Here is a 12,949-nt window from a genome sequence, read left to right on the forward strand (position 1 = left end):
TCACCCGCGTCGCCTTCGGCTTCCACTCACCCACCGCACTCATCGCCCTGGCCATGCTCAACCTCGGCGGTCACCGGCCCACCCTCCCCAACCGAAACTGACCCACAGATCAGTCAGGAGAGCCCCATTTGGTGGGCCCGCCCATCAAAGTGTGGGAGAGCTAGCCGCATGCGATGGGCCCACCCACAACCCCGTGGGTCAGCCCATCAAATGGGGCGAGCGGGATCCGGATCGGCGTCGGCGCTCTCCGGGGACTCCGCGGGCTGCACCGACTCTGCGGCTTCGGGCGACTCGCCCTCGGCCTCAGTCTCCGTCTCGCCCTCGGCAGTCTCACCCTCGGCGGTCTCACCGTCGGTCTCCGTCTCGCCCTCGGTTTCGACCTCGACGGGCTTGGGCTTGGGGACGATCGGGGGCTCGAGCTTGGCCAGGATGCCGATGATGTCGTGCCGGTGGTGCTGGATCTCATGCGCCGTATGGCGAACCACCCAGCTCAGCGAGCGCGGCATCCGGACCGGGTAGTTGTACAAACCCAGCTTGGCGAGCTCCGGTGGCGTCAGGACGCGCGCAGCGGCACCGAAGTCCTTGGCGAAGCGGACCAGCGCGGCCGCGACCTCCATCGGGTCCTGGTTCTCGTACTTCTCCTGCTTCACCCGGCCGGTGCGGTCCATCGGCGCGTACACCGGACGGTCCTCGGCCAGGCACTGGGCGATGCGGAAGCGCTGCACCTCCAGCACGTCGCGCACATGGCAGGCGTACTCGATCGCCGACCACACCTCAGGCTCGGGCCGCAACCGTACGACGTTGCTGTCCGGACCTGCGGCGGCTTTGATCAGTGCCATGCTGCAGTCGGCGGCTTGGCGAACGAGCAGGGTCACTGTGCCCTGCAGGTCACCGGTGTTGTAGTTGAAGCCACACTGCTCGCAGTACCCGTCGACCGGGGGCTGCTTCGTCAACTGCTACTCCCTCGAAATCTCCACGCGTGATCAACCGGACCGATCCCACCGCCGAGTGCGAACCCGGCCTGGATCGCACCGGTCACGTACTCCTTGGCTGCACCGACCGCACTCTCAACGTCATAACCGCGGGCAAGGTACGACGCGATCGCGCTGGCCAAGGTACATCCGGTGCCATGCGTGTGCCGATTGTCGGCCCGGACCGCACTGTAAGCCCGACGCACCCCTGCACCGTGCAACACGTCAACCGCGGCGGTGCCGACATCATGCCCGCCCTTGACGAGCACCCACGACGCACCGGCCTCCAGCAAGATCTTGGCGGCCAGATCGCGATCCTCAACGGTCTCCAACGAGACACCGGCGACGGGGCCGAGCTCAGTCAGGTTCGGCGTCAGCACCGTCGCCAGTGGCACGATCTCGGTCCGTACGGCGTCCATGGCGTCCGCTGCGAGCAGTGCGTCGCCATGCTTCGACACCGACACGGGATCGACCACGATCGGCACTGATGGCGGCAGGGTCCGCAGCAGCGACCCGACAACTCGCACCATCGACTCAGACGCCAGCATGCCGGTCTTCACCGCGTCCACGCCGATGTCGTCGACCACACTGCGGAACTGCGCCCGCACCTGTTCCTCCGGCAGCTCCCACGCGCCCTGCACGCCCAGACTGTTCTGCGCGGTGATCGCGGTCAGCACGCTCATCCCGTGCACGCCGTTCGCCAGCATCGCCTTCAGGTCGGCTTGGATGCCGGCGCCGCCGCCGGAGTCCGAGCCGGCGATGGTGAGCACGCGCGGTGGTCGATTCATCTCAGCTCCTGAAGTGGACGTGACCGGACTGCGCCGCGTACGGCGCGCCGTCGACGGTGACCGAACCGGCCGGGCGGTCCTCATTGCCTTCGGCAACCGAACCGATGACGGTCCAGCCCTCCGGTACGTCGGCCGGCTCGAAGGTCCCGACCAGTGCGTGGTCCTCACCGCCGGTCAGCACGAACTGCAGCGCGTCCAGCCCAGTGGCCGCCGCAACCGCCTGCAGCGGCTCCGGCACCGAGAGAGCCTTGGTGTGGATGTCAATGATCACCTGACTCGCCACAGCGATGTGGCCGAGGTCAGCGAGCAGTCCGTCGCTCACATCACACATCGACGACGCACCGGCGCGTGCTGCCCGCGGACCCTCGGCGTACGGCGGTTGTGGGCGTCGGTGCGCTTCGACGACGGTCCGCGGTGAGCGGAAACCACGGGTGAGCACGGTGACTCCAGCCTCGGCCCACCCCAGCCGGCCGGCCACTGCGACCTCATCACCTGGCCGCGCGCCAGAGCGCAGTACCGGCGGCTGTCCGTCGAGTGAACCGAACGCTGTCACCGAGATGACGATCTTGTCGGACTGCACGGTGTCGCCGCCCACGATGGTCGCGGAGACCAGCTCACACTCGTCGACGAGTCCCTGGTAGAGCTCCTTGACCCATGCGACCGGCAGGTCGGCAGGTCCCCCGAAACCGATCACCAGCGACGTCGGCCGGGCGCCCATCGCCACGATGTCGGACAGGTTCTGCGCGGCGGCCTTGCGGCCCACGTCGTACGCGGAGGACCAGTCCTGACGGAAGTGCCGGCCCTCGACCAGCATGTCGGTGGTGATCACCACGCGGCCGTCCGGCGCGGCGATCACCGCAGCGTCGTCACCGGGACCGACCAGGACGTCCTCAGTGGTGGACAGCCCCTTGGTGAGGGCCTCGATGAGACCGAACTCACCTGTGCTCCCCAACGTCTCTGTCACGTCAGCAGACCTCCCATGTACCGGAACGGAGTCTAGGCGGTACCGTGACCGGGCAACGAAGAGTACGCCCGGCTCCTGTGCAGTACCGTGGCCGGTGCCCAGCTGAGGACGACTGAGTGGAGAACGACGTGGTGGTCCAGGCCTACATCCTGATCCAGACCGAGGTCGGCAAGGCCGCCGATGTCGCGGCGCAGATCGCCGAGGTCCAGGGCGTCACCCTGGCCGAGGACGTCACCGGTCCGTACGACGTGATCGTCCGCGCGGAAGCCCGCAACGTCGACGAACTGGGCAAACTGGTGGTTGCCCGCGTTCAGAACGTGCCGGGGATCACCCGCACGCTGACCTGCCCGGTCGTCCACATCTGATCGGAAGACTCCTTCCGCCTTCTGTCTGCATGCCCAGGTTCCTGCTCGCTGCACTCGGCCTGCTTCTGCTCGCCGGGTGCAGCCCGGGCGCCACACCTGTCCCGGTGCCGTCACCGGCGCCAGAGGTCGCTGCGGCCTGTGAGCCGCTGATCAAGGCCCTGCCGGCCAAGGTGCTCGACGCGGAGCGCCGCGAGACCGAGCCGGTCAGCCCGCTCACCGCCGCGTACGGCGATCCGCCGATTGAGGTGACCTGTGGGGTCTCACCACCGGCCGGGATGGTCCAGGCGCAGTCCCAGTGCTTCGAGGTGAACGGCGTCGGCTGGTTCGCCAAAGAGGTCAGCAACGGCGTCATCTTCACCACGATCGGCCGCACGCTCTACTTGGAGCTGGCCGTGCCGTCCAAGTACAGCCCCGAGGCGAATGCGCTGACCGACGTATCCGACGCCGTCAAGCAGTACAACAAGCTCGTCACCCCCTGCACCTAAGGGCAGGTTTAGGCCAGACCCGCCCAGCCAGGCGCAGCGCCACCTAGCCTCGCTGAGGTGAGGGGGACACGGCGGGGTCCGGTTGTGCTGGCCACCGGTCTCGCGCTGACGGTGATCGTGATCCTCGCCGCCTCCAGTGGCACGGTCCGGCCGGTCGGACCCGGTCGCCCACGCACCCCCATCGAGCATCGGCCTGGTGACAACGCCCCGGCCCCTCGCATCAGCAACGACCAGATGCCCGACTGGTTCAACGCGATGCTCACTGTCGGCCTGGTCATGCTGGCCGTACTTGGTGGGCTGGGATTGCTGTGGGCGCTCTACGCCGTCGCCCGAAGGGAACGCGACAGGTCCAAGGTCGCTGAAGGTGAGCGCGTCAGAGCCGAGCGCCTGGCCGACGCAGTGGCCACCGGCCTCGCACAGGTCGAAACCGGTACGCCGGACGACGCAGTGATCGCATGTTGGGTCGCACTGGAGCGAGCGGCGGCAGCAATCGACCTGGTACGCCGGCCAGCCGAGACGTCGGCAGAGTTCACCGCACGCGTGTTCAGCAGCTCCAAGACGTCACATGCAGATCTGGACGCCCTGGCCGCCCTCTACCGCGAGGCTCGCTACTCCACTCACTCCAGCTCCGAAACAGACCGGTCCGCCGCACGCGCCGTACTGGAGCGTCTACAGAAGGACCTGGTGCCTCAGCGCAGGCCGGTTGACCGCGTCATAGCCAGAGTGAGCAGACGGTCGACCAGAGCCGGGTAGTCGAGCCCAGAGGCGTTCCACAGCAGCGGGAACATGCTCTTGGGTGTGAAGCCCGGCATGGTGTTGATCTCGTTGATCACCACGCGCCCGTCCGGCTCCAGGAAGAAGTCGACGCGCGCCAGCCCCTCCCCCTCGATCGCCTCGAACGCGAGCACCGACTGCTCCCGGATCTGCGCCGCGACCTCGTCCGGCAGCTCGGCCGGGATCGACAGTGCAGCGAAGTCATCACCCTCGGGCAGGTACTTCGTCTCGAAGTCGTAGAACTCGTGCCCGCCACCGGACACCGTGATCTCGCCACACACGCTCGCCTCGGGCCGCGCGCCGTTCAGACCCTGCAGTACGGCGACCTCGATCTCGCGCGGATTCGTCGCCGCGGCCTCGATCAGCACCTTCGGGTCGTGCACCTGAGCCGCCGTGATCGCCTCGTCGAGCTCGTCCGGCCCATCAACCTTGGTGATCCCGAGGCTCGACCCGCCGCGTGCAGGCTTCACGAAGACCGGATAGCCGAGTGCGGCGACCGCAGCCCGATCTACCTGGGTCCCACGGACGACGACGTACGGGGTGACCGCCAGGCCGGCCGCCTGGAAGACGATCTTCATGAAGTGCTTGTCCATGCCGACCGCGCTCGCCAGTACGCCGGAGCCGACGTACCGGATGTCGGTCATCTCCAGCAGGCCCTGGATCGTGCCGTCCTCGCCCCAGGGGCCGTGCAGCAGCGGGAAGACCACATCGACCTCGCCGAGCGTGCTCGGCACCGAACCGGGGTCGTTCACGACCAGCTCGCGGTTGGAGCCGAACAGCACCGGCAGGGCGGTGACGTCGACCTCCGGCAACTTGCCGTCGGTGATCGACAGGTGTTCGGTGTCACCGCTCTCCAGGACCCAGTGGCCGCTGGTGCTGATGCCGATCGGGATGACCTCGTACTTGTCCCGGTCGATCGCCTGCAGGACGTTGGCCGCCGTCACGCACGAGATGGCGTGCTCGCTCGAGCGACCGCCGAAGACCACTGCGACCCGGATTTTGCGTTCAGCGCTCACCGGGCCGACTGTAGCGCTCGCTACCAGGTGACCGGCAACGACTGCACGCCGTACACGAGGGTGTTGTCCTTGAACTTGATCTCCTCGAACGGGACGGCCAGGCGCAGCGTCGGGATCCGCGTGTAGAGGCGGGTGAAGACCTCCTGCAGCTCGACACGGGCCAGCTGCTGGCCGAGGCACTGGTGCGGGCCGAAGCCGAAGGCCACGTGGGCCGGACCTGTCCGGGCGACGTCCAGCTCGTCCGGGTTCTCGAACACGTCCGCGTCCCGGTTGGCTGCCGACAGTGCTGCCACCAGGAAGTCACCGGTCTCGATCACGGCCGGACCGGCGGCGATTTCGTCGGTCACGTGCCGGAAGACGCCGAAGTGCACGACGGACAGGTAGCGGAGCAGCTCCTCGACCGCACCGGCCGCCAACTCGGGCTTCTCGCGCAGTGCGGCGAGCTGACCGGGCTCACGGAGCAGTGCGAGCGTACTGAGCGCGATCATGTTCGCGGTCGTCTCGTGGCCGGCGATCAGCAGGGTGATGCCAATGGTTACCAGCTCGGGGATCGTGAGGTCCTCACCCAGCTCCTCGCCGCGGCTGATGATGCGGGACAGCATGTCGTCGTCGCGCTTGGCCTGCTTGGCCATCACCAGACCGGCCATGTACTGGTTCAGTGCGTCTGAGACCCGCAGCACCTCTTCCGGGTCGGCGTCGATAGACACCAGCACCGCGCTGCGCTCCTGGAACTCGGCCCGATCCTCGTAGGGCACTCCCAGCAGCTCACAGATCACCAGCGACGGGATCGGCAGCGCGAACGCCTCGACCAGATCGATCGGGCCGCCCTGCGCGAGCATCGCGTCGATGTGCTCATCGATCAGCGCCGCGACACGCGGCCGGTACGCCTCCATCCGCTTGACCGCGAACTCCGTGGCCAGCACCCGTCGCAACCGCCGGTGCGCCTGGCCGTCGACCTGCAGGATCGATCCGGACTCCACCTCGCGCTCCAGATCGGCGTCCACGACCACGTGCTCAGAGGGCGCCGACCGCGAGCTGAGGCCCGGATCCCGCAGTACCGTCCGCACGTCGTCGTACCGGGCGAAGACCCAGGCGTCGACGCCCGCCGGGGTGGTCACCTTCGACGGTGCCTCGCGGTCGCGCAGTGCGGCGTACCCGCTGGCCGGGTCGAACGGGCAGCCCGACGGCCGCTCGAGTGGAAAGGCCGGCCTGGTCGCGTTCTCGGTCATGCGCACCCCTATCGCTCGAATATGGTAGTCACTACCATATGACTGTACTTGCCGTTCGGCAGCTGCTGCCGGAGCGTCGGCACCCGGTACTCTGCCCGCGGAGGTACAGATGGGACTGCGGGAGCTCAAACGGGAACGGACCCGGCGGCTGATCGCCGACAAGGCGTTCGAGCTGTTCACCGACCACGGCTTCGGCCGGACCACGGTCGAGCAGATCGCGGCCGCGGCCGAGGTCGGTCCGAGCACGCTGTACCGGTACTTCCCGACCAAGGAGACGCTGGTCCTCGAGTTCGTCGAGGACTGCCTGATGGACGCCGTCGCCTGGTTCCGCGAGCAGCCGCCGGTGGATCTGCCGGACGGCCTGCAGGCCGTCATCGAGCGCGTCCTGGAGGAGCTCGAACGCAACCCCGACCGGGTCCGCGCCGTCTACGAGATGGCCGACCAGACCCCTTCGGTGAGCGCTCACCTGCAAGAGCTGATCTGGCGCTTCCGCGAGGAGCTGACCGAAGAGCTCGTACGGCGCCTGTCCGGCCCGGACCCGCAGTTGGTCGAGTTCACCGCAGCGCTGTCGGCGGGGAGCGCGATGAACATCATCGAGACCGTGGTCCGGATGTGGGTCGACAATCCGGACGGCATCGACGTCAAGGAGCTGGCTCATCGCGCGATGAGCCTGCTGCGCGGTGGCGGCATCCCCTTGCCGGCGGCGCCCAGCGACAATGCCATACATGGCCCCTGATCTCGATCCGTCCACTGTCGTTGTCCACGCCGGCCGCCCGGAGCGCGTGCCGAACGCACCCGTCAGCGATTCACCGGTCTTCAGTTCGACGTACGTCGCAGGCGGCGACCGCGGCTATGGGCGCTTCGGCAACGACGCGTGGACCGCGTTCGAGGAGACCCTCGGCGCGCTCGAAGGTGGTCGGGGACTGACGTTCGCCTCCGGTATGGCGGCCGCTGCGGCGGTCTGCGATCTCGTACCGGTCGGTGGTCGCGTGGTGGCGCCGATCCACGCGTATTCCGGAGTGCTCGCGCTACTCGACCAGCAGGCAGCGACTGGCCGGCTGCACGTCAATCGGGTCGATGTCGCCGACACCGAGGCTGTTGCGCGGGCCGTCGTCGGCGCCGACATGCTGTGGGTCGAGTCGCCGACCAACCCAGCGATGGAGGTCGCCGATCTGCCCGCGATCTCAGCGGCCGGTCGGGCAGCGGGGGCGACCGTGGTTGTCGACAACACGTTTGCGACGCCGCTCTTGCAGCAGCCGCTCGCCTTGGGCGCGGACATCGTGATGCACTCGGCAACGAAGTTCATCGCCGGCCACTCGGACGTCGTACTGGGTGCGGTGGTCACCGCGGACAATGAGCTGTGGACTGCGCTGGAGTTGCGGCGACGCAGTCTCGGCGCGATTCCGGGACCGATGGAGACCTGGCTTGCGTTGCGTGGGCTCAGGACGCTCGCGCTGCGGCTGGAGCGGTCGCAGTCGACCGCCGCCTTCCTGGCACAGAAGCTGCTGGAGCACCCGCGGGTCAGCCGGGTGCGGTACCCGGGCCTGCCGGACGATGCCGGTCACGCTCGCGCAGCGGCCCAGATGTCCGGCTTCGGCGCGATCCTGTCGTTCGAGGTCGGCGGCGATGCCGAGTTCGCGCAACGGATCTGCGAGTCCACCAAATTGTGGCTGCACGCAACCAGTCTGGGCGGCGTGGAGTCGTTGCTGGAACGGCGTCGCCGGTGGGCGATCGAGGTGCCGACCATCCCCGACGACCTGATCCGGCTGTCGGTCGGGATCGAGCACCCGACCGACCTGTGGGCGGATCTGGAGCAGGCGTTCACTTCTGCGACTTGAGCACCGATCCGCCGAAGAACGTCAGGACGCAGAGCACGAGCGGCAGGATGAACGCGATGTTGAGCGGCATCCAGTGCGCCAGTCCGCCGATCAACGCCGGGCCGGCGAGCAGACCGACGTACCCGAGTCCGACCACGCGCGCCATCAGTGCACCGGCGGCGCGCGGGTCGAGGTTGCCTGCGGCGGTGAACAGTTGCGGTACGCCGCCGGCCAGACCGATGCCGAAGATCGCCCAGCCGACGAGGCCGAGCGCGACCCATGGGCTGACGATGACGATCGTCATTCCGACGGCCGCGATGGCTGCACCCCAGCGCACGATCGCTGCTGGGCCGACGACCGCGGCGACGCGATCAGTGAGGAAGCGGCCAATGGTCATGGCCACGGCAAAGGCGCCGTACGCGTAGGCCGCCGTACTGACTGAGGTGCCGAGGATGTCGCGGAACTGCAGCGCCGCCCAGTCGTTGGCCACACCCTCGGCCAGCATCAGGCCGAAGGCCAGTCCACCGAGCGCCCAGACGAGCTTGGCCGGCGGCTTGGTGCGCTCCTCGGCTGCTTCTTCCTCGGGCGGCTCGGTTGCCTCTAGCAAGAATCGCCCAGCGGCCAGCGCGATCACAATGCAGACGACGCCAGCCGTGCTGAGCGTGGTCTGAGTCGGTACGCCGGCCCGTAGCGTAGCGGCGCCGATCAGCGCCGCGATGGCGCCACCGATCGACCAGACCGCGTGGAACGCCGCCATGATCGGTCGCGGGTAAGCACGCTCGACCACCACGGCCTGCGCGTTCATCCCGACATCGATCGCGCCGTTACCGAAGCCGAGAACGATCAAGGCCAGGCCGAGACTCCACCAGCTTGTCGCGAGGCCAGGGCCGAACAGCGCGATGCCGAGCAGGATGCCTGCGGCCGGGACCAGCTTGCGCTGGCCGAGGCGGTCGACGAGCGGACCGGCCAGCTGCATGCCGGCGAAGGCTGCGCCGCCGAGAGCCAGCAGAAGCAGGCCGAGGGTACTGTGCGAGATGCCGGCCGCGTGTTCGATGCTGGGGATGTGAACGACCCACATCCCGACCGCGAAGCCGTTCAGGCCGAAGTACAGCCAGGTGGCGATGCGGGCTGCTCTCGGCGGGGCGGCCTGCTGGAGCGTTGTCATGGGGATTCCTCCGGGTCGGCCACCTCGACGAGCGTGCCGCGCTGCATGAGCAGGGTGCGCTGGTCCTCGGGGGCGGACGGGTCGGTGATGATCAGGTCAGGCCGTTCGGCCGCACAGACATAGGCGAGCGCAGCGCGGTCCCACTTGGCGCCGTCGGCAAGCACGATCGACCGCGCCGCGACGCCCAGCGCCGCTTGCTTCACCTCGGCATCACCGAGGTCGAACGCAGTCAGACCGGCATCCAGACTGAACGCACAAGGACTCAGTACGGCGACATCGAAACGCAGCGCCCTGAGCGATGCGACGGTCAGCGGACCGACCAGCGACTGCTCGCCCTTGCGCATCTCGCCGCCCGGTATCAGCAGTCGAACGCGCGGCGCATCGGCCAACTCCTGGGCCACCTGCAGGGACAACGGCATCACCGTGACCGCGCGCTGCTGCAACAGCCGCGCCACCTCGAGCGCCGTCGTACCGCTGTCGAGGATGACCGTGTCGCCGTCCTTGAGATGCGCCACCGCGGCCTGGGCGATCGCCTGCTTGGCGGCGACGGCCGCCTGGGCGCGCAGACTGTACGGCGGCTCGACGCCGGAAGGCATCGCCGGTACGGCGCCGCCGTGGACGCGCTTGAGCACCCCCTGCGCCGCCAGGTAGTCGAGATCGCGGCGGATCGTCATATCCGACGACTCCGTCGCCTCGACCAGTTCCTGGACCGAGATTCGGTTTCCCCCGCGCAGGCGATCTATGATCGTTTGATGCCTTTCTGCACTTCTCACGCGCAGAAATCTACCATCCTCCTGATCGTTCGAACAGATGGACTGTTTACTTGTGGCTGACGACACCCAACTGATCAAGCGCTCCCGCGTGGCCATCGCCGCCGTCTTCTGCGTCCACGGCTCGGTGACCGGCTCGTTCGCGACCCGGGTCCCGTGGATCCAGGACCACGCCCACCTGTCCCCTGGTGAGCTCGGCCTGGCCCTCGCCTTCCCGGCGATCGGGGCTGCGCTGATGATGCCGCTGGCCGCGCGCATCAGCCACCGCCTCGGCACCCGCACCGCGCTGCGCGGCCTGCTGGCGCTCTGGACGCTCGCGCTGATCCTGCCGTCATTCGCCCCTAATCTGCTGACGCTGTGCGCAGCCTTGCTCGTGTACGGCGGGACGTCGGGGATGGCGGATGTCGCCATGAACGCGATCGGCGTCGAGGTCGAGCACCGGCTGAAGAAGTCGATCATGTCCGGGCTGCACGGGATGTGGAGTCTCGGTGCGCTGATCGGTTCGGCGATCGGCACGGTCGCTGCGCATGCCGAACTGAGCGCCCAGGTCCATCACGTCATCGCGGCTCTGGTGCTGACTGTGCTCGGGCTCGCGGTCTGCCAGTTCGTGCTGAACATTCATCCCGAAGATGACGAGGAGCCGCCGGCGCGCTTCGCCTTGCCGCCGCGATCCGCGTTGCTGATCGGTGCAGTCGGGTTCTGCGCGGTGTTCGCCGAGGGCGCGAGCCTGGACTGGTCGGCGGTCTACCTGCGGGATGTCTTGTCCAGTTCGCCTGGTGTTGCGGCCGGTGCGACGACCGGTTTCGCATTGACGATGGCCGTGGCACGGCTCACCGGCGATGCGATCGTGGACCGATTTGGCGCCGTCCGGACGGTTCGGTTGAGCGGCGTCATCGCGGTGCTCGGTGGAGTGCTCGTGGTGCTCGCGCCGAATGCGGCTGCCGCGATGATCGGGTTCGGGCTGATCGGCATCGGCGTGGCGGTCGTCGTACCGTTGGCTTTCGTGGCCGCCGCCCGCAGTGGATCGAACGCTTCGCAAGCCATCGCCGGCGTCGCGACCATCACCTACGCCTCCGGCCTGGTCGCCCCGTCGATCATCGGCGGCATCGCCCAAGCCAGCAACCTCACCGTCTCCTTCATCGTGGTCACCGTCCTCGCCGCGGCCCTGGCCTTCTTCGCCCCCGTACTACGCAGCCGGCCGCGCGCAGATGTCTAAGCGAGGCCGTTGGGCAGCAGCGATCACGGCGACTGTCTTCCTCGTCGCCCTGTGCTTGCGCCCAGCGCTGACCGCCGTCGGCCCGGTCCTCCCCCGGATCGGCGCCGACGAAGGCCTCGGCGAAACCGCCCAGGGTCTGCTAGCCGCCCTACCGCTGCTCGCCTTTGCCGCCGCCTCGCCACTTGTGCACTTCGCGTCCCGGCGCTTCGGCATGGAGCGGACAGTGCTGATCTCGCTGTTCGTGCTGGCGGTCAGCAGCGTGGCCCGCTCGTACACCGGCGCGGCCGGTCTCTGGATCGGCACCGTCGTCATCGGCGCATCAATTGCTGTGGGCAACGTTCTGGTCCCGGTCATCCTCAAACGCGACTACGCCGCCCACGTCTCCCGAGCCACCGGCATCTACACCGCCTTCATCACCGGTGGCGCCGCGCTCGCCTCAATCGTCGCCGTACCGATCGCCGACGCAGCCGACTGGCGCCTCTCCCTCGCCATCTGGGGCGGCCTGGCCCTGCTGGCCGCGCTCATCTGGCTCCCCCGCTCACTCGGCGCCGAACCTCCGCCACCTGTTGTGTCGCGCGGGGCTGAGCTGGTCAGCGTCTGGCGCCAACCCATGGCCTGGCTAGTCACCGGCTTCATGGGCCTCCAATCCACCAGCTTCTACCTCCTGGTGAACTGGCTCCCCACCATCGAAATCTCCACCGGCATCTCGGAGCGAACGGCGGGCGTGCACGTCTTCCTCTTCCAAGGCTTCGGCCTCATCGGCGGCCTCACCATCCCCCGCCTCCTGAAAAACCCGGTCAGCCAGCGCGCGGGCGCCGTCACCGCCAGCGTCCCCATCGTCGTAGCGCTCCTGGGCCTGCTGCTGGCGCCGGGCTTGGCCGTCCTCTGGGCCATCATCGCCGGCCTAGGCCAAGGCGCCGCCCTAGTAGCAGCCCTCACCCTGATCAGCCTCCGAGGTCGCACTCCCCTCGAAACGGCCCAGCTCTCCGGCATGGCCCAGTCAATCGGCTACCTCCTAGCCGCGACAGGCCCCGTAATCGCCGGCGCCCTCACCCAGCAGACCGGCTCCTGGCACGCCACCCTCATCGCCTTCGCCGGACTGTCCGCCGTACAGATCGCCCTAGGCGCCTTCGCCGGCCGCCCCCGCCCCGCCTCGCCTGACAACGCGCCATCTCCCATTTGATGGGCTCACCCACCAGCATGTGGGAGGGCCAACCGCATGCCATGGGCACACCCACAAGCCGATAGGCCCACCCACCAAATGGGGCTCTCCTGACTGATCTGTGGGTCAGTTTCGGTTGGGGAGGGTGGGCCGGTGACCGCCGAGGTTGAGCATGGCCAGGGCGATGAGTGCGGTGGGTGAGTGGAAGCCGAAGGCGACGCGGGTGA

General features: G+C 68.3%; 14 protein-coding genes. 7 read left to right on the plus strand and 7 right to left on the minus strand.

Features of this window, described 5'->3' with window-relative positions; genetic code table 11:
* Positions 1-206 precede the first annotated feature (206 nt).
* Genes E1263_RS39010 through E1263_RS39020 form a run of 3 tightly spaced genes read right to left on the minus strand, consistent with a single transcriptional unit; the run spans position 207 to position 2,723 of the window.
* Positions 207-953, minus strand: coding sequence for a DinB family protein (locus E1263_RS39010; RefSeq protein ID WP_132176911.1), 747 nt, complete (start codon positions 951-953; stop codon positions 207-209).
* Positions 950-1,759 carry a bifunctional hydroxymethylpyrimidine kinase/phosphomethylpyrimidine kinase gene (gene thiD / locus E1263_RS39015; RefSeq protein ID WP_132176913.1) on the minus strand — a complete coding sequence of 270 codons (810 nt, stop codon included), beginning with the start codon at positions 1,757-1,759 and terminating at the stop codon, positions 950-952. Before thiD ends, E1263_RS39010 begins: the two co-directional genes overlap by 4 nt.
* A gap of 1 nt (position 1,760) precedes the next feature.
* Positions 1,761-2,723 (minus strand): thiamine-phosphate kinase, encoded by a 963-nt coding sequence (locus tag E1263_RS39020; RefSeq protein WP_132176915.1) that lies wholly within the window; start codon positions 2,721-2,723, stop codon positions 1,761-1,763.
* A 128-nt stretch (positions 2,724-2,851) separates the two neighbouring features.
* Here E1263_RS39020 and E1263_RS39025 point away from each other — a divergent pair, with 128 nt between their 5' ends.
* Genes E1263_RS39025 through E1263_RS39035 form a run of 3 tightly spaced genes read left to right on the plus strand, consistent with a single transcriptional unit; the run spans position 2,852 to position 4,326 of the window.
* On the plus strand, positions 2,852-3,088 hold the full coding sequence (locus E1263_RS39025) for an Lrp/AsnC family transcriptional regulator (RefSeq protein WP_184806149.1): 237 nt from the start codon (positions 2,852-2,854) through the stop codon (positions 3,086-3,088).
* A gap of 29 nt (positions 3,089-3,117) precedes the next feature.
* Complete coding sequence (locus tag E1263_RS39030) at positions 3,118-3,573, plus strand: DUF3515 domain-containing protein (RefSeq protein WP_132176917.1); 456 nt, start codon at positions 3,118-3,120, stop codon at positions 3,571-3,573.
* Between the two features lie 57 nt (positions 3,574-3,630).
* Positions 3,631-4,326, plus strand: coding sequence for a DUF4129 domain-containing protein (locus E1263_RS39035; RefSeq protein ID WP_132176919.1), 696 nt, complete (start codon positions 3,631-3,633; stop codon positions 4,324-4,326).
* On the opposite strand, the gene E1263_RS39040 is transcribed toward E1263_RS39035, so the two are convergent.
* On the minus strand, positions 4,263-5,363 hold the full coding sequence (locus E1263_RS39040) for a D-alanine--D-alanine ligase family protein (RefSeq protein WP_132176921.1): 1,101 nt from the start codon (positions 5,361-5,363) through the stop codon (positions 4,263-4,265). The genes E1263_RS39035 and E1263_RS39040 overlap by 64 nt on opposite strands.
* A gap of 20 nt (positions 5,364-5,383) precedes the next feature.
* Positions 5,384-6,592 carry a cytochrome P450 gene (locus E1263_RS39045; RefSeq protein WP_132176923.1) on the minus strand — a complete coding sequence of 403 codons (1,209 nt, stop codon included), beginning with the start codon at positions 6,590-6,592 and terminating at the stop codon, positions 5,384-5,386.
* Between the two features lie 109 nt (positions 6,593-6,701).
* Between E1263_RS39045 and E1263_RS39050 the strand changes: the two genes are divergently transcribed.
* Together E1263_RS39050 and E1263_RS39055 are read left to right on the plus strand one after the other, a co-directional pair.
* Positions 6,702-7,328, plus strand: coding sequence for a TetR/AcrR family transcriptional regulator (locus E1263_RS39050; RefSeq protein WP_132176925.1), 627 nt, complete (start codon positions 6,702-6,704; stop codon positions 7,326-7,328).
* Positions 7,318-8,430 (plus strand): trans-sulfuration enzyme family protein, encoded by a 1,113-nt coding sequence (locus tag E1263_RS39055; protein WP_132176927.1) that lies wholly within the window; start codon positions 7,318-7,320, stop codon positions 8,428-8,430. Before E1263_RS39050 ends, E1263_RS39055 begins: the two co-directional genes overlap by 11 nt.
* On the opposite strand, the gene E1263_RS39060 is transcribed toward E1263_RS39055, so the two are convergent.
* Complete coding sequence (locus E1263_RS39060) at positions 8,414-9,574, minus strand: MFS transporter (protein ID WP_132176929.1); 1,161 nt, start codon at positions 9,572-9,574, stop codon at positions 8,414-8,416. The genes E1263_RS39055 and E1263_RS39060 overlap by 17 nt on opposite strands.
* Positions 9,571-10,347, minus strand: a complete 777-nt coding sequence (locus E1263_RS39065; protein WP_132176931.1) for a DeoR/GlpR family DNA-binding transcription regulator — start codon at positions 10,345-10,347, stop codon at positions 9,571-9,573. Before E1263_RS39065 ends, E1263_RS39060 begins: the two co-directional genes overlap by 4 nt.
* Positions 10,348-10,399: 52 nt before the next feature.
* Between E1263_RS39065 and E1263_RS39070 the strand changes: the two genes are divergently transcribed.
* Both E1263_RS39070 and E1263_RS39075 read left to right on the plus strand, forming a co-directional pair.
* Entirely contained in the window at positions 10,400-11,560 is a 1,161-nt protein-coding gene (locus tag E1263_RS39070; protein WP_238161973.1) for an MFS transporter, read from the plus strand.
* Entirely contained in the window at positions 11,553-12,743 is a 1,191-nt protein-coding gene (locus E1263_RS39075; RefSeq protein WP_132176935.1) for an MFS transporter, read from the plus strand. Before E1263_RS39070 ends, E1263_RS39075 begins: the two co-directional genes overlap by 8 nt.
* Positions 12,744-12,949 lie beyond the last annotated feature (206 nt).

It is taken from the genome of Kribbella antibiotica (assembly GCF_004349055.1).
GTDB classification, from domain to species: Bacteria; Actinomycetota; Actinomycetes; order Propionibacteriales; family Kribbellaceae; genus Kribbella; species Kribbella antibiotica.

Bases quoted from the DNA above. Each gene is read 5' to 3' on its own strand.
- thiD (WP_132176913.1), bottom strand. From the start codon at position 1,759: ATGAATCGACCACCGCGCGTGCTCACCATCGCCGGCTCGGACTCCGGC.
- E1263_RS39030 (WP_132176917.1), top strand. From the start codon at position 3,118: ATGCCCAGGTTCCTGCTCGCTGCACTCGGCCTGCTTCTGCTCGCCGGG.
- E1263_RS39045 (WP_132176923.1), bottom strand. From the start codon at position 6,592: ATGACCGAGAACGCGACCAGGCCGGCCTTTCCACTCGAGCGGCCGTCG.
- E1263_RS39050 (WP_132176925.1), top strand. From the start codon at position 6,702: ATGGGACTGCGGGAGCTCAAACGGGAACGGACCCGGCGGCTGATCGCC.
- E1263_RS39055 (WP_132176927.1), top strand. From the start codon at position 7,318: ATGGCCCCTGATCTCGATCCGTCCACTGTCGTTGTCCACGCCGGCCGC.
- E1263_RS39060 (WP_132176929.1), bottom strand. From the start codon at position 9,574: ATGACAACGCTCCAGCAGGCCGCCCCGCCGAGAGCAGCCCGCATCGCC.
- E1263_RS39075 (WP_132176935.1), top strand. From the start codon at position 11,553: ATGTCTAAGCGAGGCCGTTGGGCAGCAGCGATCACGGCGACTGTCTTC.